Source organism: Planosporangium mesophilum, from assembly GCF_016863255.1.
Lineage (GTDB): Bacteria > Actinomycetota > Actinomycetes > Mycobacteriales > Micromonosporaceae > Planosporangium > Planosporangium mesophilum.
This window is the reverse complement of record NZ_BOON01000060.1, coordinates 34496-58402: the sequence shown is the minus strand read 5'-3', so window position 1 is coordinate 58402 and position 23907 is coordinate 34496. Positions and strand designations below refer to the sequence as shown.

Here is a 23907-nt window from a genome sequence, read left to right as displayed (position 1 = left end):
GGTCCCGACGCCTATCCGCCTTGGCGGCGGATCGGCTTTGCCTGCCCCGCTACGCGGGAGGGTCCGCTTCACCCCCGGCCTGAAGGCCAGAGCACCGCGGACGATCCCGGTAACTGAAGATCCGGCCGGCGTTCCGGTCCACAACGGTCAACGCCAGGTCGACGTTCCCGCTCCCGTCCAACCGGCGCAGCTCCGCGGTCAACGCGGCCTCCCGCGCCCGCCACGCCGCATCGGCCCGGCTCCCTTCGGCTCTGCTCTCTTCGGCTCTGCTCTCTTCTGCTCTGCTCTCGTCGGCCCACGAGGCCGACGGGCCGGGCCAGGGGCCATGCGTCGATACCGGTACCGGCACGACGGGTCCCCGGTTCGCGGCCAGCGGTACCGGCGCGGGCGCGATCCGGGGAGCGGGCCACAGGACGACGCCGGCCGAGAGTCCGGTACCCACGACGAGCGTCAACCCGGCCAGCACGGGGTGCCATCTGATCACGGCGGCCGGGCCTACCCGGTCGGGGTCGACATATGCGTGGGCGGCGCGCCCCGACGGGCACGCCGCCCACCGACGACTCAGGAACGCTTGTGCGGGCCGGTCGACAGCGCGAGCACCGTACGCATCGCCTGGTACGCCGGCTTGGCCTGGTAGTTCTCGTCGAGAAGGTTGGCCGCGCCCTGCGGCGGGTCGGTGAACCAGCCGGGGATCCACGAGTACTTGTCGGTGTATCCCCAGACGGTCAGCGACAGGCAGCGCGGGTTGAGCAGGCAGGCCTGCGCCACGATGCTGTACCCCTGCGCCTGCGCCTGGCTCTTGTAGACGTCGTTCGGCAGCGGCATCCGGACGTCGACCTCGGTCCATGCCACGGCCAGGCCGGTGTCGGTGAAGTGCTTGAGGTTGGCGGCCAGCGTCGGCGCGTCCGGCAGGCCGTACTGCAGCCCGAGGTGGCCCTGCAGCCCGACGCCGTGGATCGGTACGCCCTGGGCCTTCAACGACTTGACCAGGGCGACCGCCGTGTCGTGCTTCGCACCGGTGAACTCGATGTTGTAGTCGTTGTAGAACAGCAGCGCGTGCGGGTCGGCCTGGTGCGCCCAGCGGAAGGCGTCGGCGATGTAGCCGGGTCCGAGCTTCTGCAGCCAGATCGTGTCGCGCATGGTGCCGTCATCGTTGATCGCCTCGTTCACCACGTCCCACTGCCAGATCTTGCCGCGGAAGTGACCCGCCTCGGCGAAGATGTGGTCGCGCAGGATCGTGCGCAGGCGGTCGGCCGTGATCGAACCGTTGGCCACCCCGTCCGTGAGCCACGTGGGCAGCTGGTTGTGCCAGAGCAGGGTGTGGCCCCGGACCTGCTGGCCGTTCTGCCGGGCGAAGTTGACGAGCTGGTCGGCGGCCGAGAAGTCGAAACTTCCAGGGCTCGGCTCGATCGTTTCCCACTTCATGACGTTCTCCGGCGTGACCGTGGAGAACTCCTTCGCGATGCGCTCGCGGTAGGTGGTGTCGCTCGCCAGCGCCGCCATGTCCACGGCGGTACCGATTCGCAGGTCATGCCGGTTACCCAGGGCGCGTAACGACTGGTCGACCGGCTGCGCCTGGTCACCGCGGCCCAGCTGTCCGGCGGATGCGCCGGGAAGCTGGAAGGTGAGCAGGACCGCTGCCGCCATGGCGCCAACCGCGGCGAAGCGCCTCATCTTCATGCGGATGCCCTCTCGATAGACCCCGAACAATTCCGGAAGGTTTCCGGTAAGGATCCGTCGGGTGACCGAGATTCGCAAGAGCCGATATTCGAGGCTCGGTCAGTCCGGGGCGAAGCGGGCGACGTATCGACGCTGCCCCGGTGTCTCGACCGCGCGCCGGTCGTAGTGCTCGCGGACGAAGGCGACCGCCTCCGTAGCCGGCGCCCCGTCCAGCACCGCGAGGCAGGCGAGCGCGGTGCCGGTCCGTCCCCGCCCGCCACCACACGCGACCTCGACGCGCTCGGTCTCGGCCAGGCGCCACGCCTCCCGCAGCGCGTCGACGGCGTCGAGGCGATCGGCCGGCAGCGAGAAGTCCCGCCAGCGCAGCCACCGGGCACGCCAGGGCACCGCCGGCGGCTCCTTGCCGAGCAGGTACAGCCCGTACGTCGGCAACTGCCCAGCCGGCAGCGGCCGGCGCAGCCCTCGGCCCCGGATGAGCCGGCCCGACGGCAGTCGCAGGACGCCCGGCCCGTTGTCCCACGCGTCAGTCATGACGATGACCGTAGTCCGGCGCGGCAACGGCAATTTGCCCTCTTTCGACCTATTGCGCTGCTAGCCTTTGCTGTTTCATGCACGCATGGGTAAAGGGAGGGCGCCGTGCCGCCGGACGCTACTGGTCGACGGGTACGCACCGGCGCGGAGCTACGTCGCCTCCGGGGGACGGCCGGCCTGTCCGGCGAGCAGGTGGCCCGCGCGCTCGGCTGGTCCCAGTCCAAGGTGTCCCGGATCGAGGGCGGCGTGCACCGCATCACCGTGAACGACGTCGCCGGCCTGATCGACCTGTACGGCGTGGGCGGCGATGTCCGGGCCGAACTGCTGGCCGCGACGGCGGCCGACAGCGGCGAGGGCGCCTGGATCGTCCGTACCGGCGGCGCACCGTCTCCCCGGTCGACGGCTGCGGCGCCGCAGCCGGTGACGGCCCGGATCCGTCACCACCAACCGGTCGTGCTGCCCGACCTGCTGCAGACCCGCGAGTACGCCCGGTCGGTCATCAATGCGGCCGGCGGGGACGACCCCGACGCCGTCGCGGAAGGCCGGATGCGCCACCAGGAGATCCTCACGACCGCGAACGGGCCGCAGTACGACGTCGTCCTCGACGCCCGGGCCCTGCTGCTCGCCGCCGCGCCGGTGGACCTGATCCGCGACCAGATCCTCTCGCTGGCGATCCGGGCGCAGCGGCTGCCGCGGCTCGACCTGCGCGTCATACCGCTCGGCAGGCCGTCCGCCACGTTCTCACCGGTCGGCTTCACGCTGTACGACTTCCGGGCGCCGGACAGCCCCTCCGTGGTGTGCGTCGAGTCCCCGACCGCGGAGTCGTACTTCGCGACGCCGGAGGATCTCCAGCGGTATGCGACCCTGTTCACGGCGCTGCGCGATGTCGCGCTCCCCGACGTCGAGTCGGTTCGATACCTCCGGTCGCTGGCCTCGGACGTCGAGCGGTATCTGGGGAATCCGGCGTTATGCGCGAACGAATAGGTCATTCATGCGCGCATGAATGACCGAGATCGTCCGATGCTGTCCGGCAGCGTCCGACATGGCACCGGTCAGACGGCGCAGCTGTCGTCGTCGCACGCCTGGCCGGCGGCGCCGGAGGAGTCCACTGTGGACGCGTCCCGCGCCGCCTCCAGCGCGCGGGTGAACACCTCCACCGGCTGGGCGCCCGACACCCCGAACGTCCGGTCGAAGACGAAGAACGGCACGCCGCTGATGCCGAGCGATCGCGCGGACTGGATGTCGGCGCGCACCTCGTCGGCGTACTCCCCGTCCTCCAGGGCGCGCCGGGCCTCGGCCTCGTCGAGGCCCACGTCGGACGCGAGCCGCGCCAGCACCGCCTGGTCACCGATCCACTCGCCCTCGGTGAAGTACGCCCGCAGCAGCCGCTCCTTGAGCTCACCCTGCTTACCCCGGGCTGCGGCCAGGTGCAGCAACCGGTGCGCGTCGAACGTGTTGGCGCCGTGGACCCGGTCGAAGTCGTACGCCAGCCCCTCGCCCGCGGCCACCTCGGTGACGTGCCCGAACATCGACCGGACCTGTCCGACCTCCAGCCCCTTGCGCGCCGCGAACGACTCGGCGAAGCCGCCGTCCTCGCGCACCGGCGCCTCGGGGTCGAGCTGGAAACTGCGCCACACGATGTCGACGGGCTGCTCGAAGTCGGCCAGGGCGCGCTCGATGCGGCGCTTGCCGATGTAGCACCACGGGCAGACGACGTCGGACCAGATCTGAACGGTGATCATGCAAGGCACTCCAAGTTGTTGAAGCCTCAACAATAGCGGAGGGAGGAGCGGCGTCCAGGGTGGGCCGGAGTGATCAGGCGTAACGTGACAATTGCCATGAACGCTCGCCCGATCATCGTCGGCTTCGACGGTACGCCCGCCTCCGAGCGTGCCCTGCGCGAAGCGGCCCCCGTCCTCGCCCCGCACCCGGTGCTCGTCGTCGTGGTCTGGGAGGCGGGCCGCGCCTTCGAGTTGGCGACCCTGCCCATCCGGGGTTTCGAGCCGCCGCCGGCCGTCCTCGACATCCGTACCGGGTTCGAGCTCGACCGGGCGATGTACGAGGCCGCGCAGCGCACGGCCCAGCACGGCAAGGCCCTGGCCAGACAGGTGGGTCTCGATGCGGAGAGCCTGGTCGTCGCCGACGACGTGACCGTGGCGGACACCCTCATCCGCCTGGCCCGTGAGTACGACAGCCCGGCGATCGTCATCGGTACCCACGGCCACCGCGCCCTGAGCGAGCTGCTGTTGGGAAGCACGTCGCAGGACGTCATCCGCCGGGCGCCCTGCCCGGTGATGGTGGTCCGTGGCCAGACACCGGAAGGGAAGCGATGACGACAACGGACCTCCACAGCCTGCTCGCCTCGGAGCGGGCGAGCACCGCGGCCCAGATCGAGGCGCTGACCGGGGACCTGCGCGGGATCATCGAGGCGTCGACCTCGGTGGCCACGGACGACGAGCACGACCCCGAGGGAGCGACGATCGCGTTCGAGCGGGCCCAGGTCGCGGCCCTGCTCACCCGCGCCCGGCAGCGCCTCGACGATCTGGACCGGGCGATCGAGCGGCTCGGTGAGGGTACGTACGGCCGCTGCGAGCGCTGCGGGCAGCCGATCGCGCCCGAGCGACTGGCGGCGCGCCCGGCGGCACGGACCTGCATCGCCTGCGCGAGCCGCTGAGCGCCCTTCCCATGATCCTGAAGGTCACGCGACCCGGAGCGAGAGGTGGGCCCCGGCGGCCCGGTTGCGCTTCGCGAGGTACATCGCCTCGTCGGCGCGCCGGATGATCGCGTCCGCGTCCATACCGGGTACGGCCGTCACCGCCCCCACGCTGACGCCGATGGTGACCGCCTCGCCGCCGAGTTCGAACGGCGCGGAGAGCGCCTGCTCGATTCGCTGGCAGATCCGGTCGACCACGGCCGGGGTGGCGGCCGCCGGGCACAGGATGACGAACTCGTCCCCGCCGTACCGGGCCAGCGTGTCCCCCTCGCGCAGACACCGGGCCAGGCGGCTTCCGACCTGGTGGAGCAGTTCGTCGCCGACGACGTGGCCGAACCGGTCGTTGACCGCCTTGAACCCGTCGAGGTCGCAGAAGAGCAGTACGGGCGGCCGCGTCGCGCCGGGTTCGGCGCTCAGCGCGGCGGTCAACCGGGTCAGGAACTCCGCGCGATTGGGCAGGCCGGTCAGCGGGTCGTGGGTCGCCTGATGACTGAGCGCCCGCTCGGCCCGCAGTCGCTGCGCCGACAGCCAGCCGATCCGCACCATCACCAGCGGCACGATGGCGGTCGTACCGATGGCCGGTACCAGCGCGTCCACCGGCCGGCCCAGTACCTGCTGCACGCCGGCCACCACCGGGTTGATCCCCAGCGCCAGGCCGAGGAAGACCAGGTGCAGCCGGCTGAGCCGGTCCTGCGAGGTCGGCCCGGGAGACAGCAGCGTCACCATCGACCGGTGCGACGCCGCGGCGCCGAGGGTCAGGTACGACAGCAGGAAGACCATGTCGAGCCAGGCGGGCCGGTAGACGGCCACGAAGCTGCCGGTCAGCGCGAGACCGAGGTTGCCCACGACGGCCAGCAGCAGCACGACCATGAACAGCCGCAGTGCCAGGAGCGGTCGCCGGCTCCTGACCTCCAGTCGCACCAGCGCACCGAGGATCCCGCCGAGAGACAGGGTGATAACCATCAGCGACGCCTGACCACCGACCCGCGCGCCGACCGACTCCAGGCGCGGTTGGAGCGCGATGGCCCACAGCACGCCGACGGTGGCGATCGCGACCACGGTCATGTCGATGATCCCGCCCACGTCGTCGCGCCCCCGCTGCCTCACCAACTGCAAGGCGCTGAGCAGCATGAGGACGTGCCCGACGGTGACGATCAACTGGGCCACTCCGCTGCGGGCACCGGTGTTCGCGATCGCAACGGCGTTGATCAGGTTTCCGGCGCCGATCACACTCAGCGCGGACACGATCAACCACAGCGCCCGGCGGTACGGTCTCGGGGTGCGCGGGAGGCAGCCGGCGACCGGTAGCAGCGGACACAACGCGGCCAGGAGGTACACGGTCGGACGGGCCGTTACGGGCAGCGCGGGGTACGCCACGGTCGCGAACAGCGACGCGACAACGTAGCAGCCGGTGATCAACCGGCTCCGCATGACAGAGCCCACGTTCTGCCATCGGCCCGTACCCGGCGGACGTGAGGACAACCGGGGTCGGCTCAGCTACCCAGGTCGGCGAACATCCGTCGCTTGACGGCGGGTACCGCATCGGCCGTACGCAGGACGCGGCGCGGAACATCGCCCCTGGTGACCGGGTTGGCGGACGCGGCCCGCTCGGCGTCACGCAGGGCGGTGTCGGCGCCGGTACCGCCCATCGGGGTCAAGTTGTGGATGGCGTCGCCGAGCGGGGTGACCGGTCATCCGTTCGAGGCCGGCTCCGGCGAGTGCGTCGGCTGCTTGGGCTGGCCGGGGTCGTGCTCGCTCAGCCCGTCGTTGAGGTGTACGCCCGGATCCGCCGTCGGTTCGGGCGTGTGGGCGTCGACGGCCGGTGCCGGTACCGTGGCCGGCTCAGCGCTCGGCGCCGGGTCAGGTTGCACGGCCTGGTCGGCGGCCTGCTCCGGGTCCACCGTGGCACCGGCTTCCGCCGGCGGCGTGACGAACCTGGCAGCGGACGCGGCGGACGTCGAGTGCACCGCCGCCACCCCCAGGACGGTGGCCACCATCGCGGTACCCGCAACCAGCAGCAGCGCGCCGGGCAGGCGCCAACCGCGACGGCGCTTGGGCCCGATACCGGTCGTGACGCGGGGAATCACCTGCGTCTGGTCGACATCGACGTCGTAGGTCGCCGGACGCTCCCGGCGCACAGTGTCGTCCACGGTCCTGGCTACCTCTTTCCGGGTTTGTCGCCCGGTGTTACATCGACCGGGGGCGTGGGTATCTGAAGGGAACGGCGGAGCGCTCGCATCCGGCGCCGGGGATGGGCGGATGCGAGCGACCGTGGTCACGCCGCGCTGAACGCCGACGCCGTTTTCACGGCTCGGCCCGGGGTGGTGAGGCGTACCAGCAGCGCGCCCGCGACGGCGCAGGCGACCAGGCACGCGGCGCCGGCGAGGACCAGCGCCGTACGCGGCCCCATGCTCTCCGACACCCAGCCGAGCAGGGGTGCACCAGCCATGCCGGACAGCGACCCGACGCTTCCCATCGCCGCCACCACCCGGCCACGCATATCCTCGCGGGTGTCGAGTTGGACCCGCGCCGCGACGGTCGTGTCGATGACGACCGCGGCCGAGGCGATCGGCAGGAGCACGGCGGCGAAAGTCATCAGGCTCGGGGCCAGCCCGGAGACCACCTGCAGTGCGCTGGCGAGCGCCCCCGCCCCGAGCAGCAGCCGGTGGGACAGCCTCGGACGCTGGGCGGCGACGAGCGCCCCGAGTACGGTCCCGACGGCGAACACCGTCGACAGCAGTCCGTACCCGGCCCCTCCGGCGTGCAGGGGTCCCGCGCTCATGGCGGCCATCGTGACCTGGTAGTTCCGGCCTAGCATGCCGAGTACCCGCGACAGCGCGAGCGTGACCAGGACGACCGGCTGGCGCAGCAGGTAGGCGAAGCCGGCGCGTACGCCGCGTTCGGTGGCGGGAGCGTCCGACGAACCGGCGAGCCTGTGCCACTCACGCGGACGCATCAGCAGCAGGGCCGCGACGACGGCGAGGAAGCTCACGGCGTTGGCGGCGAACAGAGGTCCCGCCCCGGCGGCGGCGACAAGTACTCCGCCGATGCTCATGCCGACGATGCGACCGGTCGAATTGATCAGCGAACCGAGCGCGAGCGCGTTGCCCAGCGACTCCGGCCCGACGACCATCGACCCGAACCGGCCGAGCGCCGGCCCGTCGATGGCGGAGACGACGCCGCCGAGGAACGAGATCAGGTACACCGGCCAGATGGCGTGGGAGCCGGCGAGGACGACGACCGCGAGCGCGGCGCCCAGCCCCGCGTGTACGAGTTGGCTGACCACCAGCAGCGGGCGCGGACGGATCCGGTCGGCCAGCGCCCCCGCGTACGGGCCCAGCAGCAGCACCGGCAACGACTGGAGCAGGATGCCGAGGCCCATCTTCGCCGCCGACCCGGTCGTCTGCAGCAGGTACCAGTTGACGCCCAGAACCTGCATCCAGGTACCCGTGATGGAGATCAGGTCGGCCGTTGCCCACAGCCGGTAGTTGTACTGACGCAGCGCTCCGAACATCGGTCGCACGCGGATGCCCCCCGAGATGACGCGGTTGTTCCGCGTCCTCCGATCGGAGGACAAGCGCTGCGCTCAAGTGGTAGACCCGAGCCCGCCCGGTTGGCACCCGTCCGGCACCTGGCGACAGTGGGCGTCGCGCGAATTCGGGTCCGGTGCGGCCACCCGGGCGGACTGCCCGTCGGGGCGGGTGGTGATCGCGCAACTGGGGAACCACCCGCAACGGGTGAGGGCGGCGGCCGAATCGTTGATAAGCGTCTCAGACAAGGTAATAGTCAACGATTCGTCGCAGGAGCACAGGTTGATCTCGTTTGTCGCGGATCGACACCGGCCAACGCCGGCCGATCCGCACCCGGGCATCGTGGACGAGTTCGGCCGGCTGGAGTCCGAACTGCGAACCCTGCCGCCGGAACTGGGCTGCGGCGCGCTGGCCGTGATGGAAGGCCGGACCTTCATGTACTCCGACGCGGTCGGCGACATACCGAAGGGGTCGGTGGGCGGTCTGGTGCACGCCGACACCCGATATCTGGACGAGTGGGTGCTGACCATCAACGACGCCCGCCTGCTCGGAATGGGATCCCACCTCGCCGAGCACTTCCACGCCCTTTTCTTCCTGACCAATCCCCCGCTGCCAGGGCTACCAGCCGACGCGATCGACGTCCGCCGTGAGCGGGCCATCGGCCACGGCGTCGGCGAGTGCGTCGAGGTGACCAACCACACCGACCAGGCGATTCGCCTGACCGTACGGCTGGCGGTCGGCAGCGACTTCGCCGATCTGTTCGAGATCAAGGAACGGGTACGGGACCGGTCGGCGCAGATCAGGCACGAGCACGCCCCCGACGGGTCAGGGCTGTGCCTGCGCTACCGCAACGACATCTTCGCCGTTCGCACCGAGGTACAGGCCGTGCCGGCGGCCGACCGGCTCGACGGCGACGTCCTGGTCTGGGACCTTGATCTACCGGTACACGGGAAGTGGAAGTGTGACCTGTGGGTGCCGCTGCCGTCGGGCGACGACGAGATCGCCCCGCCGCAGCGCCGGCCGGGCTCGGCGACGGGCGGGTCACGGGACCCGGTGATCGAGTGGCGCGACAACCTGGCTCGGTGCCGCAGCGACTCCCACCACATCGAGCGGGTCATGGAGCAGACGGCGCGGGACCTGACGGCGCTGCGGATCATGATGCGGGTCGGCGACAAGGACGTGATGCTGCCGGCCGCCGGACTGCCGTGGTTCCTCACCCTGTTCGGCCGCGACACCATCATCACCGCCTACCAGACGCTGCTGTTCGGTCCCGCACTCGCCAAGGGCGCGTTGATCACCCTGGCGGACTACCAGGGCACCGGTTGCAGCGATCTCCACGACGAGGAGCCAGGCAAGATCCTGCACGAGGTGCGCACCGGCGAGCTGACGCAGCTCGGCCTGCGCCCGCACAACCCGTATTACGGCACGGCCGACGCCACCCCGCTGTGGCTGATCCTCCTGTCGGAGTACTGGCGCTGGACCCTCGACGACGAGCTGGTACGCCAGCTGTACGGCAACGCCATGGCCGCGCTGGACTGGATCGACCACTACGGCGACCGCGACGGCGACGGCTTCGTGGAGTACCAGACCCGCTCCCGGGAAGGGCTGGGCAACCAGTGCTGGCGTGACTCGTGGGACGGTGTGCTGTACGCCGACGGCGGGATGCCGCCGCTGCCGATCGCCACCTGCGAGATCCAGGGCTACGTCTACGACGCCAAGATCCGTATGGCCGAACTCGCCGACGGGCCGCTCGACAACCCGGCGCTCGCACGCCGGCTTCGCGGCGAGGCCGAGCACCTCCGGGAGCGGTTCAACGAACGGTTCTGGCTCGACGCCCGCGGTGGCTACTACGCCCTCGGTCTCGACGGCGACAAACGGCCGATCGACGCCATGACCTCAGACATGGGGCACCTGCTGTGGTCGGGCATCGTCCCCGAGGACCGCGCCGGAGTCGTGGTCGACCAGCTCATGTCCGATCAGCTGTTCTCCGGCTGGGGCGTCCGGACCATGGCCACCACCGACGCCGGATACAACCCGATCGGCTACCACCGCGGCACGGTCTGGCCGCACGACAACTCGATCATCGCGGCCGGCATGACCCGCTACGGCTACCGTGACCACGCGCGCCTCCTGGCGCAGGCCATGACCGACGCCGCGACCTACTTCGACGAACGCCTACCCGAGGCGATCTGCGGGTACCCCCGCGCGGACACCGGCGTGCCCGTCGCCTACCCGACCGCCTGCAGCCCGCAGGCCTGGTCTTCCTGCGCGGCGCTGCTGTTCAAACGCACGATGCTCGGAGTCGAACCGCGCGACGGTCAGCTCACCGTCGACCCCGACATCCCGGAGTCGTGGGGCCACACCGAGCTCCTCGGCCTGAAGGCGTTCGGTACCCGCTGGGACATCGAGGCCGTCGGACGCACCGGCCAGGTACGAAGGGCCACCTGACCCGAAGACGGCCAGGCACGTGTAGTCGTCATACCCGGGTCACCTCGATGCACTGTCATCGATCACTCCTACCCTCGTGATCGTGACCTTCACACAGCAACGACAGGACTACTTCGACGCTCTCGCCTGGGTGAGCGAGTTGATGGCGGCGACCCGGACTGGGCAACTCGACGCCCGGACTCCGTGTAAGGACTTCACGGTCCGCCACCTCATGGGACACCTCCTGGGCACCGCACAACGCGGGCTGGGCACCGCACAACGCGTCTCCACGAAGGGCATTCCACACGTGGTCACCGAGGTGCCCGACGACGAACTGGCCATGACGTACGCGGCCTTGGCGACCTCGGTCCGTCGTGCCTGGTCGCAGCTGGTCACCGATGACCAGGTCAACGCGCCGTGGGGACCGTGCTCGGCGTTGGAGGCGGCACGCGGCTTCACCGTGGAAACCGTCACACACGGATGGGACCTGGCCGTGGCGACCGGGCAACCGCACGATGCGCCCGCGGGCATCGCCGACCGCTGCCTCACGTACGCCGCGTCGGTGATTCCGGACCGGCTACGCGGCGTCATGTACGACGCCCCTGTCGCCGGGACCGGGAACGGCTCTGCGACGGAACGGCTCGCGCACCTTCTCGGACACCAGCGTGACCGGAACGGATGACTCACCTTGCCCCTCAACCGGTTGCGCCCGGGGTGGGACGTAGATCGTAGGCAGAAGTCAGGTCCTTGACAGCGGACGCACAAGCGGGACAGCGACGCTCCGGAGACAAGCAAGGCCGGTGAAACCGCCGGTACGCCCTCCGAAAGAAACGAAACTTGTCTCGCACGAAGATTGGACTCGCCGCGGCGGCGGCAGCACTTGTTCTCGGCTTCCCCGCCCTCGCGAACGCCGCCACGGGAACATCCGCTCCCAGCGCCTCATCCGCAGCTACCGGCTCCGGCAACGGCGGGTCCGCCGACACTCCGGTGACCGGGGACGAGCTGACTAAGGTCACCGACGCGATCAAGGCCAAGGACTCCTCGATCACCGTCGCCAAGGTACAAAAAGACCCCGACGGCTCCTACGACGTCTTCGGCACCAAGTCCGGCAGCCAGATCAGGTACGACGTCAGCGCCGACCTGAAGACCATCACCCCGGGCGGCGCAGACGGGGGTCACCGCGGCGGGAACCGCGATTCCACTCCCAGCAGCAGCTCCACCAACTGAGCCCAGGGTCGGCGGCTCGCCCGCGATGTCCACCCCGCGCGCTAGCGGCGTCGCAGGCGGGCCGCCGTCGCGTTTCACACCGGCTACGGTCAACTCGGTTGATTTGTCTGGTGCCCCCGGCAGGATTCGAACCTGCGACACACGGTTTAGGAAACCGTTGCTCTATCCCCTGAGCTACGAGGGCGACGGGCACTAGGGTACCTGCCAGCGGCTATCAGCGTGCGTCAGGGACGCTCACCGCCGATCAGCAGCGACGACGCGCGACCGCGACGCGAAATTCACGGCGCCTTTCGACGCGGCGTTCACCGCCGAAGGCATCGAGGTGATCAGGACGCCGCCGCAGGCACCTGGGCGAACTCGTTCGCCCAGCGCTGGGTGGGCACCGTCCGCCGCGAGTGCACCGACCGGATGCTCATCGTCGGCGAACGTCACCTGGCGGCAGTCCTCAGCGAGTACGTGGCTCACTACAACGGCCATCGTCCACATCGTTCGCTCGGTCAGCAGGCACCGAAACGGCAGTCGGAAGTCGTTGACTTGGCCACTGCCCGGGTCCGACGGCGTCCAATCCTGGGTGGGCTGATCAACGAATATTCGAAGGCAGCGTAGCCGAGCCGACTTTACGGGCCCATACCGTTGCGCCTCGACCGCGTGGTGCCGTGCGGTGGTCGAACTTTGCCGATCATTCGTATCAAAACTGGCACCACCGTGCCGATAACCCTTCTGGACCTGCATGAATGTCGGAACGGGCGAGGGGTACGGGTGGCAGCGATGGCGCAACCGGGAGCGGAGGCTGTTCCGAGCGGCCAGGTGCGTTCGGCGAAGGGACTGGTCGGCTGGTTTGCGAACCGGTCCATGCGAGCCAAGTTCCTCCTGGTCATCGCGATTGGGGCGGTCGTTGCGGTCGGTGATGGGACGACCGCCCTGAGCGGCATGTCATCGATGCAAGCCAAGTCGGACCAGATGTACACGCAGAACCTCGTCCCGATCAACACCCTGGCCGCCATCCAGAGCAACTTCCTCAACGCCCGCATCGCTGTGCTCAACGCATCCGTCAGTACCGATCCCAAAGCCGTCGAGAACTACCTGAACAAGATCCCGGCCCAGGAAGCAGCCATCGAGAAGGCGTTTCAGGAGTATTCGAGCGCCAACCGTCCCGGGCGGGAGACCAGCGTGGCGACGCTGCGCCAGAGCCTGACCGACTACCGGCAGATCCGCGACAACAAGATGGCACCGGCCGCTCGCCGCGGTGACACCGCCGCGTACCGGCAGGCCCGGGACGAGGCCCAGCCGGCGATGGACAAGATCAATAATTCGCTGGCCGAGCTGACCCGGCTCGAGACCACCGACGCCGCTGCGGCCAACAAGGCATCAGGCACCAGCTACTCGTCCGCCCGTACCAAGGTCGTCCTGTTCCTGCTCATCGGCCTGCTGATCGACCTGCTGACCGGTCTGTTCCTGGCCCGGATGGTCGTCAACGCGGTCAAGAAGGTCGGCGCGGTGGTCGCCGCGCTCGGCAAGGGCGACCTGACCCGGTCGGCGGGTATTACCAGCCGGGACGAGATCGGCCGGATGGCTGCCGAACTCGACGACGCCGCCGCGCGGCTGCGCCGGTCGATGGGGGTTGTGTCCGGCAGCAGCCAGGCGCTCGCCGGCGCGTCCGAGCAGCTGTCGGCGGTCAGCGACCAGATTGCCGCTTCGGCCGACGAAACCAACGCTCAGGCCGAGACTGTCTCCGCCGCCGCCGAGCAGATCTCCCGCAACGTACAGACCGTCTCCGCCGGAACCGAGGAGATGAGCGCCTCCATCCGCGAGATTGCCACTAACGCCAGCGAGGCCGCCCAGGTCGCCACCGACGCCGTCACCGTGGCCGGCAACGTCAACGGCACCGTCGCCAAGCTCGCCGCCTCCAGCGCCGAGATCGGCGACGTCGTCAAACTGATCACCACGATCGCCGAGCAGACCAACCTGCTGGCCCTCAACGCCACTATCGAGGCGGCCCGGGCCGGCGAGGCAGGCAAGGGCTTCGCCGTCGTCGCCAGCGAGGTCAAGGACCTGGCCCAGGCCACCGCCAAGGCCACCGGCGACATTTCGGAGCGCGTCAAGGCCATCCAGGCCGACACCGAGGCCGCCGGCGCGGCCATAGCGGAGATCGCCGACGTGATCGAAAAGATCAACGGCTACTCCACCACGATCGCCACCTCGGTCGAGGAGCAGACCTCAACCACGAGCGAGATCGCCCGTAGCGTCAACGAGGCCGCCACCGGCTCCACCCAGATCGCCGAGAACATCACCGGCGTCGCCACCGCCTCCCAGCTCACCAGCAACGGCGTCAGCGAGTCGCGCCAGGCGGCCAACGAGGTCGCCCGGATGGCCGGCGAGCTGCGACAGGTCGTCGCCCAGTTCACTGTCTGAAGACCCTTCACCGATGCAGTTTGCGGCTCGGCCGGGCACCACTCCCCGCGGGTCGGGCCGGAAACACCGTTAGATCCACAGTCCCACTAGCCCCGGTCGGGCTCTCCACCACCGTCGCCGCGGTCTCCGCCGTCTCCGCCGCCGCAGGCTCGGAGGTCGCGTCCGGCGTCCGCGTCGACGTCCGCCCTCTCGTGGTGCCGGGGCGGCCCAGGACTGCACCGAGACCGCCGGGGCGGTTTTCGAAAGTGACGGCCAGCGGGGTGGCCACGAACACCGGCGAGTAGGTACCAGCGATCACGCCGATCAGCAGGGCGAGGGCGAAGTCGAGCAGCGACTCGCCGCCGAGGACGGCCAGCGCGATCAGGATGAACAGCGCACCCATGCCGGTGTTCACCGTACGGGGGCACGGTCTGCAGGCAGGCGGTGTTGGCCAGCTGCGCGAACGTCGGTCGGCGGTCGCGCCGCTCCTTTTTCGCCGCGCCGACGAGTTCGCGGACCCGGTCGAAGACGACGTCACGGGTTTCCAACACGATCTGAGTTCCGCCACGCAGATCCAGCCCCAGCCGCGCCGGTCTGGCGGCGACCAGCCACCCGGACACGGCGGGTATGACAAGGGCGAGAAATGCGCGCACGGCAGTAGCGCGCGACACGAAAATGGTCTCCTCGAAGAGAACAGGCGGGCGCCGCCCCGCGCGTCGGGAAGGTGCCCGGATCAGGTCAGGACGCGGGAGTCACCCACCGCGGGCGGGCCCCGACCCCGGTACGTGTCGCTTCGGCCGGCATTGCACCGGTGATGTTCGGTGGCTGGGGCGGACCACCGGCCCTTGGGCGGCGACGGCTGGTAGGCGGCCACGCATCCGGCGGCCGCGAAGGCCACCGAGATCCAGGTACCGCCGCGCTTGGCCACCAGCCGGACGTCCGGTCGGCCGCCGGTCGCCGGTGGGCTGGACGGGAGCCACCACGCCGCTGAGCGCCACACCCGCCGGGGCGGCGGACTGCGCGTCCACCATCTTGGGGTTGACGGTCGCGGACAGCATCGCGAGCAGCAGAGCCAAAAACAGCGTCGGCAGACAACCCGCCCGCCGACGCTACGGGGCCACCCGCTCCGCCACCGTCCCCACCTCCACCTCGAACCCCAAACGGTACTGGACCGGGCTGCCGGTACACCCCCGATGCGCCCCTGGCACGGCGGTCGCAGCCGACAGGATCGGTGTTGACGCCATCGATCCCGTCAACGACTCGGTAGGGTTGGGATCAACAGCGACATAGACGAAGGGAGCCGTTGGTGCGGCGCACGCAGGTACGGTGGAGGTTGTCCGCCGTACTGTTGGTGCTGCTGCTGGCCTTCGTCACCGCCGTATGCCGCCCGACTGGCGGCGGCCGAACCGGGCCCGGTGACACCTCTCGGTCGCTGTCAGCCGTCATGCTCGCCGATGCGGTCAGCGCCTCCTCAGGCGCCGGCATGGGAGACGGTCAACCTCGACTGACGACGAGCCGCGACAACGGCCCGGTACTGCTGTTCATGGCCGTCCTGTCGGCGCTGTTGGCCGCGTTGCTCTCCCGGGTCTGGCCAAAGACGGCGTCATCGCCGTGGCTGCTGCCCGCCGCGTCGTGGGCGGCGGCGCGCGGGCGCGCCCCGCCACGTCTGGTCTGAACATCTTCGCCGGCTCACCGCTGCGGGCGGTGGGCAGAGCCACGTGCGCTCTCACGCCGGCCCGGGCCAGCGCGCGGAGCGCGGCCGGCGCCTGCCGTGCCTCACGGACGCAGAACCCGACCCCCGCAGCACGCCGACGTGCCAGTTCGGTGCATGCCAGTGCTGAAGTTCGATCGGAAGGATAGTTTGATGGTCGAGACGATAGCGCTGGTACTCGGCGGGCTGGTCGTGGTGATGGCGGCCAACGCCGTGGCGCAGCGCAGCGGCCTACCGGCTTCGGTACTGCTGGTCGTCGCCGGCATCGCCTACGGCTTCCTGCCGGGTACGAATCTCCCGCTCGACCCGCACGTCGTGCTCTACGTCGTCATTCCCCCGCTGCTGTACGCCGCTGCCCTGGAGTCGAGCCTGACCGCACTGCGCAACAACGCGCGCACGGTCATCGGCCTGTCGGTGGGCCTGGTGCTGGCCACCGCGCTCATTGTCGGAGCCGGGCTCAACGCAGTCGTGGCCACCATTCCATTGGCGGTGGGGATCGCGATCGGCGCTGCGGTCGCCCCACCGGACCCGGTGGCGGCGCTGTCGATCGGCCGGCGCGCTGGCCTGTCCCCACGGCTGATCACCCTGGTGGAAGGGGAAGGGCTGCTCAATGACGCCACCGCCCTGACCATCCTGCAGGTCGCGGTTGCCGCGGCAGTGAGTGGTTCCTTCTCCGTGGGCCATGCGGTCGGCCAGTTCCTGCTCGTCGCGGCCGGCGGGCTGGCCTGTGGCGCGATCGCGGCGCTCCTCATCGCCCGCGTCCGGGCCCTGATCACGGATCCACTGATCGACAACGTGATGTCGCTGGCCACCCCGTTCGCCGTCTACCTGGTTGCCGAGGAGCTGCACACCTCGGGCGTACTGGCCGTCGTCGTGGCTGGCCTGTGGCTTGGCCACCGTAGCCCGTCACTGCAGTCCAGCCGCGCCCGACTGCAGACGCGCGCCGTCTGGCACCTGGTGGAGTTCCTGCTCGAGGGCTACGTGTTCGTACTCATCGGCCAGCAACTGCCAGCGGTGATTCGCGGCCTGGGCGCCTACTCGACCGGCACCATCGTCTCCGCGGCCGCGGTGACCGTCGGCACCGTGCTGCTCGTACGACCGCTGTGGCTGCTGGTCAGCGCACACCTGCCCGCCAGGATGCACGCCCGACTCGGTGGCGATCCACAAGGCGGCAACCCACCGCTGTCCGGACGTGAACTGCTCGCGCTGAGCTGGGCCGGTACCCGAGGTGTGATCACCCTGGCCGCGGCGTTCACGCTGCCCGCCACCACCCCTGCCCGCGACCTGCTGCTGTTCTGCGCCTACCTGGTCGTTCTGGTCACCCTGATCGGCCAGGGCCTGACCTTCGCTCCGCTGGTACGCCGCCTGAACCTGCCCGGAACCCAGGTGATCCGGGCGCTGACACGCAACCAGGCCCGAGCAGCCGCGGTGCGAGCTGCCCTGGAGCGGCTGACGGAGCTGTCCGACGCCGACCCCGAGCTGCAACCGGTGATCACGCCACTGCGCCGCGCCGCGGAGGCCCGCCACAAGCGATACACCGACCGGGTGGCGCTGTTGTCCTCGATCGAGGACGAGACCCTACCCGTGAACGGCCACTACCACGCCGCGCTCCACGCACGACGCGAGATGATCGCCGCCGAGCGGGAGGAACTGCTCGCCTGGCGCGACGCGGGCCGGCTCTCCGACGCTGACATGCGCATTCTGGAACGCGAACTTGACCACGAGGAGAGCATTCTTCCTGCCCCGCAGGCGTAGATCGCCCGGGCAAGGGCGGGCGCCAGCCGTGCGCGACGAACCCCACGTACTGGTGGCGGAGGTGGAAGGGAATCGAACCCGCCTGACCCGGATCCCGGGCCTGTGGGTGCCGGAAAGTCCGATCACACGGGCCGTCGTGATCTCGCTCGACGATCACGGGTACGCACCATCGCGCACGGTAGCTCACCGACTGTTGCTCGCACATCGCTCACACGCGGAAGATCACCGATGTACCCGGGTGGCGCGCGTGGCCGGTCGACGGGCCCGGTCCTCGTGCGCTTGGACGCCAAGGTCAAGACCGCGATCGCCTCGATTCCCCAGGACGCCTGGACCAGGATCGAGTGCAGCGACGCCGTCAACGACGAACAGAGACCCGACTCTGCCTCAACCGGCTGCGCACGCTCGCGCGGCAGCGCGAGGAGTACGTGGGCGAGTGGCTGCCCGAGCCCGTGCTGACCAGCCCGGACGTCGCCGAGGACGTCGAGCTCGCCGAGAGCGTGTCGATCGCCATGCTGGCGGTACTCCAGACGCTGCTTCCGACGGAGCGCGCGGTCTTCGTGCTCCGCGAGGTCTTCGACGTGCCCTACGACGAGATCGCCGAGGCGCTGGACAAGTCGCCAGCGGCGGTGCGCCAGATCGCGACACGGGCCCGCAAGCACGTGGCGGCGCGCCGGCCGCGGATGTCGGTGAGCCGCACCGAACAGCAGCAGGTGGTCGAGCGGTTCCTCGCCGCGCTGACCACCGGCGACCTGCCCGGACTGCTCGAGCGGCTGGGCAAGGTGGCCGAGCTACGACGGTGAGTCCAGGCTTACGCAGGCTCCCATCTGCCGCACCTCGTGCGGGCAGGCAGCCAACGGAACTTGTCCCGATTGCTCATCGGCAGCAGGCGCAGCACCGCGAACGCGTTCACCACCCGAGACGTGTTTCTCTGAACGGGTTCGAGTTGGGCGTAGCCTGCTCAAGCGTGAGTGGCTGGATGCGCGTAAGGGGCGGGTGGTGAGCACCGCTGTCACGGTGGCGCTGCTGTTGGGCGTGCTCGCCTTCGCGGTGGCGCGGCCGTGGCGGCTGCCGGAGGCGGCGGCTGCGGTACCGGCCGCAGTGCTGGTCATCGCCTCGGGTCTGGTGCCCTGGCCGGCTGCGGTGCACGAGTTGATGCTGCTCGGCCCGACCGTCGGGTTCCTGGCCGCGATCCTGGTACTGGCCCACCTCGCCGACACCGAGGGCGTGTTCCGCTACGCCGGGGCCGCCGCAGCCCGATACAGCGGCGGATCCCCGCGCCGCCTGCTTGCCGTCGTGTTCGCGATCGCCGCCGCGGTCACCGCGGTCTTGAGCCTGGACGCCACCATCGTGCTGCTCACCCCGATCGTGTTCGCCACCGCCGCAGGCGTAGGGGCACGCCCCAAGCCGCACGTCTACGCCTGCACCCACCTGGCCAACTCGGCGTCGCTGCTGCTGCCCGTATCGAACCTGACCAACCTGCTCGCCGTCGCCGCCAGCGGCCTGGGCTTCCTGACGTTCGCCAAGCTGATGGCACTGCCCTGGCTGGCCGTCATCGCCGTCGAATACCTGATCTTCCGGTGGTTCTTCGCCGACGACCTCGCCACCCCGGCCCACCCTCAACCCGCAGCGCCGGTACGCGCTCCCCGCTTCGCACTCACCGTGCTCACCGCCACCCTTGCCGGCTTCGCCGCCTCCGAGCCCCTCGGCATCCATCCGGCCTGGATTGCGCTGGCCGGCGCGCTGATCCTCGGCGGGCGACGGGCGCTGCGCCGCTCGGGCACACCCGGCGGGAGTGACCGCGTGACCAACCATCCCACCCGGCTGCGTGAAATCTGGTCGCTGGTCGTCGCGGCCAACCCGGCGTTCTGCGCGTTCGTGTTCGCTCTCGGCATTGTGGTGCTCGCAGTCAGCCGCACCGGCTTCGGCGCCCTGGTCGACCGGCTCACCCCGCACCACGCCGACCTGCCCGGCCTGCTCGCCATGGCCGCGCTCGCCGCGATCCTGGCCAACCTGCTCAACAACCTGCCCGCCACCCTGATGCTGGTCCCACCGGTGGCGCACACACCCGGTCTGGTGCTCGCGGTCCTGCTCGGGGTCAACATCGGCCCGAACCTGACCTACGTCGGGTCGCTGGCCACCCTGCTGTGGCGCCAGGTCCTGCACGCCCACGACCACTCCCCCGCCACCGGCGAGTTCCTGCGCCTCGGCGCGTTGACCGTGCCGGCCGGCCTGGCCGTAGCAGTGGCGGCGCTGTGGCTCGGTCTGCGAGTCTTTGGGGTGTCATAAGGAGGCCGCGGTGAAGATCCTGGTCTGGCTCACCGAAGGTACCTGGGAGGCCTGCGTGGACGCCGCCCGCGACCTCCTCGACGGCCAGATCACACTCCTGCACATCATCGACCCGGCCATCGCCGAAGTGCTCGCCGTACCGCCCACCGCCCTCCTGGGCCGGGGCAAACCCCTCGCCGCGCCTGACACGCTCGCCGATGCCCAGCACGCACTACTGGACGCGGCCGCCGCCCGGCTCGGCCGGCCCACCGCCCGACTCGGCCGGCGCGGCCGCCCCGAACGCGAAGCCGTCGCCGCCAGCGCGGACACCGACATCCTCGTCCTGGCCCGCGACGGAGACCACACCAGTCTCGGACCACGCAGCCTCGGCCACGCCACCCGGTTCGTCATCGACCACGCCCCCTGCCAGGTACTGCTGGTCTGGCCCGACCGGCCACCAGACCTGGCCACCATCCCCCCGCCACCGCCCCACCCACCAGCGAAGCGAACCCATCGGCCGCGCTGACCAGTACCGCGCCGGATTGCCAGCAGCGCCATCCGCGAGCTGAAGGCGGGCGGACTTGTGTCGTGGGACCGGCCCAACACCTCGTGACGTCCGGTGGCACCGGTAGAAGACTCGGAGCTGCATCGGGACGCCGACCAGTGCGCGCAACCCGTGACCATCCCGCGCCTGCATCACGCCGGTCGTCTCCTCCGCGGTCCCACCGCCCCGGAGCCCGAAGCGGACCCAACCCTTGACTCCCGCCGGGGCGTACGACGGCCGACGCCCGTTCGCTGTCAGCGGATCCGGACGGGGAGGTGCGAGCGTGGTCGGGCGCCTAACGTAGGCGCATGATCGTCACCGGTACCGCTGCGGGCGTTCCGTTCACCGCGCTGCCGCCAGTCGGCGGCGGGCCCGCCCCGCTCGTCGTGACCTGGCACATGATGGACGCGCCATGCACCGATGCCGCGTTTGCCGCCGCGTTGCCGTTGGCCGGCGTCGACGCATGGCGAGTCCATCTGGGCATGCCATGGTGTGGCGCCCGCGCCTATCCCGAGGGATACGAACTGTCTAGCCGCGATCCGATGATGCTCTACGTGGATCCGGTGGTGCGCCAGGCCGTCGACGAGTTCCCGGCCGCCCTCGTCGACCTACGCGCGCGGTTCCCGATCACCGACGCACCGATCGGACTCGTCGGCGCTTCGCTGGGCGGGGCGGTAGCCCTAACCGTGACCGCGAGCGGTGTGGTGCCGGTGGCGGCGCTGGCCGTGGTAAACGCCGCCATCCGCGCGTCGTCCGTCGTCGCACTCATCTCCGGCGTGACCGACACGCCCTACCCGTGGGACGATGCCTCCCGGGCGGCCGCCGACCGGCTGGACTTCATCGCACGCGCCGCAGACCTCGACGGTACGGCGCTGCTGGTGGTCAGCGGCGACGAGGACTTCCCGATGTTTCGCATCGACGCCGCCGCCCTGGCGGATACGGTGCCGGGGGCGAGCCTGATTACGGTGCCCGGCCTCGCGCACCCGCTCGCCGAACGTCCGGGCGAGGAACCGGCCCCACAGACGCCGGAAGCGAAGCTAGTCGACGACGCGATCACCGCCTGGTTCATCACCCACCTTGCCGCGTGAAGCCGCACACCCAGTCGTCGGTTGAATGCGCCAACGGGCATGTCCAGTGGTTGGTGGGCAGCCGCAACGTGGGAGCGGCCCGCCGGGCATCTAGACCGAGTCTGGCCGGACATCGATCCTGCAGAAAGCCGCTGTCCGCGCACTGGACCGCCGGGCGCGGCGGCATGTCGTGCCGAGATGTGGATGCTCCGACCGCGCCGCAGGAAGGGGGCGCCGGTTGGGGCCAACTCCTCCGCCAGACACGGATGACCTCATCCGCAACCTTGACATGCAAGTAGTTGCTTGCATACCGTTCCGGCGTGGGCGACGTGTACAAGGCACTTGCGGATCCCACCCGGCGCGCCATCCTCGACGAGTTGCAGGATCGCAGTGGCCAGACCCTGTTCGAGCTGTGCACCCGCCTGATTGGCAAAGGGTTCACCTCGTCGCGGCAGGCCATCTCCCAGCACCTCGCCGTCCTGGTGGACGCTGGGCTGGTAGTGGTGCGCCGCGAGGGCAGGTACATATTTATCGACCTTGACACGTCCCCCCTTCAACAGATCTACCAGCGATGGAGGGTAGGACCATGCGCATCGGACACATGAGCATCTTGGTCGACGACCAGGACAAGGCATTGGCCTTCTATACCGGCGTGCTCGGCTTTGTGAAGAAGACCGAGATCCCACTGGGAGAGTTCCGGTGGCTGACCGTGGTGGCTCCGGAAGACCCCGACGGTGTGGAACTCGTCCTCGAGCCCGACCAGCATCCGGCGGCGGCAACGTTCAAGAGAGCACTTGTAGCAGACGGGATTCCCTTCACGATGTTCAGCGTGAAGGACGTGCCCGCTGAGTACGAGCGATTGAAAGGGCTCGGCGTGATCTTCACTCAGGAGCCGCTGAGCATGGGCGGCACAATGACCGCAGTGTTCGACGACACGTGCGGCAACCTCATCCAGATTGCGGCACCGGAGGCCTAAGAGCCTGGCAAATAAGGGTTTCAGGTGTTTGGTGGCGGGCAAGGCGGCGGGTCATCAAGATGATCATGGTCCGTTGGACCATCGTGGCGTGGTGGTCGGGTAGCCGTTCGTAGTCGCGGACGGCCCGTCGGCACTTGCCGTCACGGTGGGCTGTCCGGCCGGCTCTGGGTTCATGCGGATGAGTGTGTAACGCCGTGGCGGCGGTGAGCGCGGGTGTGGTTAATCGCTTGTGGGCTGCCTTGCGCTTCGCCGACGATGGCGGCCATGGCCACGACCCGACGGGCCCGTATGTTTCTCGATCGTCAAGAACGAGCCGCGTGAGGCCGGGCCACGTTGGATGACGTCTTCGAACAGCCACTGGACCGGGAGACGACCATGGATGTCGCCCATCGCCGTGAGCTTGCCCGCAGAACACTCGATGGCTACGTGAGTGGCCCTGCCGCTCCGATCCGGGCAACGGCGCGCGCCCTGGCAAAGGTCGATGACGCCGTGGCCGTGGTGCTTGTCGAGGGCATCAGCGACCAGATCGCGTTGGAAACGGCTGCGGTGTGCCGTGGCCGGGATCTCGAGGCGGAGCGGGTGGTGATCGTGCCGATCGGCGGAGCGCACGCGATTGGCCGTTTCCTGACCAGGTTCGGCCCCCTGCGTACCCAGGCGCGACTTGCCGGTCTGTGCGACCTGCATGAGGCAGAGATATTCCGGCGGGGACTGGTCCTCGCCAATGTCGGCTCACCCCGTACGCGGGCCGACCTGGAGGACCTCGGGTTCTACGTCTGCGTTGACGATCTGGAGGACGAGCTGATCCGCGCCGTGGGCACCGCAGGGGTCGAAGCACTCCTCGACTCACAGGGCGACCTCGGGTCGTTCCACTCGTTGCAGAGCCAGCCCGCCTGGCGCGGCCGGCAGCCCGAAGTGCAGATACGGCGGTTCTTGGGCAGCGGTTCGCGCCGCAAGTTGCGCTACGCCCGGTTGCTCGTCGAGGCGGCAGTTGGCCGAGACACCTTACCGCGGCCGCTCGACGCGCTGCTCACCGCCGTTTGCGTGCACTGATCTGCCGCTGGTCGGACGTCGGAGCCCCGCCGGGCAGCCC

The 23907-nt window shown here is 69.8% G+C and carries 27 protein-coding genes, 1 tRNA gene and 1 pseudogene; 17 read left to right on the top strand and 12 right to left on the bottom strand.

Annotated elements, in window-relative coordinates:
- Nucleotides 1-49 precede the first annotated feature (49 nt).
- The 3 genes from Pme01_RS27325 to Pme01_RS27315 all read right to left on the bottom strand — a co-directional run bounded on the left by Pme01_RS27325 (nucleotide 50) and on the right by Pme01_RS27315 (nucleotide 2211).
- Entirely contained in the window at nucleotides 50-484 is a 435-nt protein-coding gene (locus Pme01_RS27325) for a hypothetical protein (protein WP_168117773.1), read from the bottom strand.
- A 77-nt stretch (nucleotides 485-561) separates the two neighbouring features.
- Entirely contained in the window at nucleotides 562-1680 is a 1119-nt protein-coding gene (locus Pme01_RS27320) for an endo-1,4-beta-xylanase (RefSeq protein WP_168117774.1), read from the bottom strand.
- Between the two features lie 99 nt (nucleotides 1681-1779).
- Complete coding sequence (locus Pme01_RS27315; protein ID WP_168117775.1) at nucleotides 1780-2211, bottom strand: protein-tyrosine phosphatase family protein; 432 nt, start codon at nucleotides 2209-2211, stop codon at nucleotides 1780-1782.
- Nucleotides 2212-2316: 105 nt separating this feature from the next.
- Between Pme01_RS27315 and Pme01_RS27310 the strand changes: the two genes are divergently transcribed.
- Complete coding sequence (locus Pme01_RS27310) at nucleotides 2317-3195, top strand: helix-turn-helix domain-containing protein (protein WP_168117776.1); 879 nt, start codon at nucleotides 2317-2319, stop codon at nucleotides 3193-3195.
- Nucleotides 3196-3263: 68 nt separating this feature from the next.
- On the opposite strand, the gene Pme01_RS27305 is transcribed toward Pme01_RS27310, so the two are convergent.
- Nucleotides 3264-3953: a DsbA family oxidoreductase gene (locus Pme01_RS27305; protein ID WP_168117777.1), complete on the bottom strand. Its 690-nt coding sequence runs from the start codon at nucleotides 3951-3953 to the stop codon at nucleotides 3264-3266.
- Between the two features lie 96 nt (nucleotides 3954-4049).
- Between Pme01_RS27305 and Pme01_RS27300 the strand changes: the two genes are divergently transcribed.
- On the top strand, nucleotides 4050-4544 hold the full coding sequence (locus Pme01_RS27300; RefSeq protein WP_168117778.1) for a universal stress protein: 495 nt from the start codon (nucleotides 4050-4052) through the stop codon (nucleotides 4542-4544).
- Nucleotides 4541-4885 (top strand): TraR/DksA family transcriptional regulator, encoded by a 345-nt coding sequence (locus tag Pme01_RS27295; RefSeq protein ID WP_168117779.1) that lies wholly within the window; start codon nucleotides 4541-4543, stop codon nucleotides 4883-4885. The genes Pme01_RS27300 and Pme01_RS27295 overlap by 4 nt, the downstream gene beginning before the upstream one ends.
- A 24-nt stretch (nucleotides 4886-4909) precedes the next feature.
- Here the strand turns inward: Pme01_RS27295 and Pme01_RS27290 are convergent, their stop codons facing one another.
- The 4 genes from Pme01_RS27290 to Pme01_RS27275 all read right to left on the bottom strand — a co-directional run bounded on the left by Pme01_RS27290 (nucleotide 4910) and on the right by Pme01_RS27275 (nucleotide 8438).
- Nucleotides 4910-6355 (bottom strand): GGDEF domain-containing protein, encoded by a 1446-nt coding sequence (locus tag Pme01_RS27290; RefSeq protein WP_168117780.1) that lies wholly within the window; start codon nucleotides 6353-6355, stop codon nucleotides 4910-4912.
- Between the two features lie 62 nt (nucleotides 6356-6417).
- A complete protein-coding gene (locus tag Pme01_RS27285; RefSeq protein WP_168117781.1) occupies nucleotides 6418-6573 on the bottom strand; it encodes a hypothetical protein in 156 nt (51 codons plus the stop codon).
- A 42-nt stretch (nucleotides 6574-6615) separates the two neighbouring features.
- Nucleotides 6616-7074 carry a hypothetical protein gene (locus tag Pme01_RS27280; RefSeq protein ID WP_168117782.1) on the bottom strand — a complete coding sequence of 153 codons (459 nt, stop codon included), beginning with the start codon at nucleotides 7072-7074 and terminating at the stop codon, nucleotides 6616-6618.
- 125 nt (nucleotides 7075-7199) lie between these two features.
- A complete protein-coding gene (locus Pme01_RS27275; protein WP_168117822.1) occupies nucleotides 7200-8438 on the bottom strand; it encodes an MFS transporter in 1239 nt (412 codons plus the stop codon).
- A gap of 298 nt (nucleotides 8439-8736) precedes the next feature.
- Between Pme01_RS27275 and Pme01_RS27270 the strand changes: the two genes are divergently transcribed.
- The 3 genes from Pme01_RS27270 (at nucleotide 8737) to Pme01_RS27260 (ending at nucleotide 12108) form a co-directional block, all read left to right on the top strand.
- Complete coding sequence (locus Pme01_RS27270; RefSeq protein ID WP_239088498.1) at nucleotides 8737-10902, top strand: amylo-alpha-1,6-glucosidase; 2166 nt, start codon at nucleotides 8737-8739, stop codon at nucleotides 10900-10902.
- An 82-nt stretch (nucleotides 10903-10984) separates the two neighbouring features.
- Nucleotides 10985-11563: a TIGR03086 family metal-binding protein gene (locus tag Pme01_RS27265; RefSeq protein ID WP_168117784.1), complete on the top strand. Its 579-nt coding sequence runs from the start codon at nucleotides 10985-10987 to the stop codon at nucleotides 11561-11563.
- Nucleotides 11564-11868: 305 nt separating this feature from the next.
- A complete protein-coding gene (locus Pme01_RS27260) occupies nucleotides 11869-12108 on the top strand; it encodes a hypothetical protein (protein WP_203935902.1) in 240 nt (79 codons plus the stop codon).
- Nucleotides 12109-12216: 108 nt separating this feature from the next.
- Here the strand turns inward: Pme01_RS27260 and Pme01_RS27255 are convergent.
- Both Pme01_RS27255 and Pme01_RS27250 read right to left on the bottom strand, forming a co-directional pair.
- Nucleotides 12217-12292, bottom strand: a tRNA-Arg gene (locus Pme01_RS27255).
- Between the two features lie 50 nt (nucleotides 12293-12342).
- A complete protein-coding gene (locus tag Pme01_RS27250) occupies nucleotides 12343-12540 on the bottom strand; it encodes a hypothetical protein (RefSeq protein ID WP_203935908.1) in 198 nt (65 codons plus the stop codon).
- Between Pme01_RS27250 and Pme01_RS27245 the strand changes: the two genes are divergently transcribed.
- Together Pme01_RS27245 and Pme01_RS27240 are read left to right on the top strand one after the other, a co-directional pair.
- Nucleotides 12517-12714 carry an integrase core domain-containing protein gene (locus tag Pme01_RS27245; RefSeq protein ID WP_203935906.1) on the top strand — a complete coding sequence of 66 codons (198 nt, stop codon included), beginning with the start codon at nucleotides 12517-12519 and terminating at the stop codon, nucleotides 12712-12714. The genes Pme01_RS27250 and Pme01_RS27245 overlap by 24 nt on opposite strands.
- 162 nt (nucleotides 12715-12876) lie before the next feature.
- A complete protein-coding gene (locus tag Pme01_RS27240; protein ID WP_308441116.1) occupies nucleotides 12877-14520 on the top strand; it encodes a methyl-accepting chemotaxis protein in 1644 nt (547 codons plus the stop codon).
- A gap of 7 nt (nucleotides 14521-14527) precedes the next feature.
- Here the strand turns inward: Pme01_RS27240 and Pme01_RS27235 are convergent, their stop codons facing one another.
- Together Pme01_RS27235 and Pme01_RS31900 are read right to left on the bottom strand one after the other, a co-directional pair.
- Nucleotides 14528-14914 carry a hypothetical protein gene (locus Pme01_RS27235; RefSeq protein ID WP_275408573.1) on the bottom strand — a complete coding sequence of 129 codons (387 nt, stop codon included), beginning with the start codon at nucleotides 14912-14914 and terminating at the stop codon, nucleotides 14528-14530.
- Between the two features lie 130 nt (nucleotides 14915-15044).
- A pseudogene (locus Pme01_RS31900) lies at nucleotides 15045-15119 on the bottom strand (hypothetical protein); the annotation flags it as partial.
- A 713-nt stretch (nucleotides 15120-15832) separates the two neighbouring features.
- Between Pme01_RS31900 and Pme01_RS27225 the strand changes: the two are divergent.
- The 9 genes from Pme01_RS27225 to Pme01_RS27185 all read left to right on the top strand — a co-directional run bounded on the left by Pme01_RS27225 (nucleotide 15833) and on the right by Pme01_RS27185 (nucleotide 23867).
- Nucleotides 15833-16174, top strand: a complete 342-nt coding sequence (locus Pme01_RS27225; protein WP_203935901.1) for a hypothetical protein — start codon at nucleotides 15833-15835, stop codon at nucleotides 16172-16174.
- A 189-nt stretch (nucleotides 16175-16363) separates the two neighbouring features.
- Nucleotides 16364-17965 (top strand): cation:proton antiporter, encoded by a 1602-nt coding sequence (locus Pme01_RS27220; RefSeq protein ID WP_168117787.1) that lies wholly within the window; start codon nucleotides 16364-16366, stop codon nucleotides 17963-17965.
- A 341-nt stretch (nucleotides 17966-18306) separates the two neighbouring features.
- Nucleotides 18307-18765, top strand: coding sequence for a sigma factor-like helix-turn-helix DNA-binding protein (locus tag Pme01_RS31895; RefSeq protein ID WP_373315533.1), 459 nt, complete (start codon nucleotides 18307-18309; stop codon nucleotides 18763-18765).
- Nucleotides 18766-18961: 196 nt separating this feature from the next.
- On the top strand, nucleotides 18962-20251 hold the full coding sequence (locus Pme01_RS27210) for an SLC13 family permease (RefSeq protein ID WP_168117788.1): 1290 nt from the start codon (nucleotides 18962-18964) through the stop codon (nucleotides 20249-20251).
- A gap of 10 nt (nucleotides 20252-20261) precedes the next feature.
- The gene (locus Pme01_RS27205) at nucleotides 20262-20756 is read left to right on the top strand and encodes a universal stress protein (RefSeq protein WP_168117789.1); all 495 of its coding nucleotides are present in this window, start codon (nucleotides 20262-20264) and stop codon (nucleotides 20754-20756) included.
- Nucleotides 20757-21082: 326 nt separating this feature from the next.
- A complete protein-coding gene (locus Pme01_RS27200; protein WP_168117790.1) occupies nucleotides 21083-21862 on the top strand; it encodes an alpha/beta fold hydrolase in 780 nt (259 codons plus the stop codon).
- 299 nt (nucleotides 21863-22161) lie between these two features.
- Nucleotides 22162-22446 carry an ArsR/SmtB family transcription factor gene (locus tag Pme01_RS27195; protein ID WP_168117791.1) on the top strand — a complete coding sequence of 95 codons (285 nt, stop codon included), beginning with the start codon at nucleotides 22162-22164 and terminating at the stop codon, nucleotides 22444-22446.
- Nucleotides 22428-22817 carry a VOC family protein gene (locus tag Pme01_RS27190; protein WP_168075992.1) on the top strand — a complete coding sequence of 130 codons (390 nt, stop codon included), beginning with the start codon at nucleotides 22428-22430 and terminating at the stop codon, nucleotides 22815-22817. Before Pme01_RS27195 ends, Pme01_RS27190 begins: the two co-directional genes overlap by 19 nt.
- Nucleotides 22818-23192: 375 nt before the next feature.
- Entirely contained in the window at nucleotides 23193-23867 is a 675-nt protein-coding gene (locus Pme01_RS27185) for a TOPRIM nucleotidyl transferase/hydrolase domain-containing protein (RefSeq protein WP_168117792.1), read from the top strand.
- Nucleotides 23868-23907: the final 40 nt, after the last annotated feature.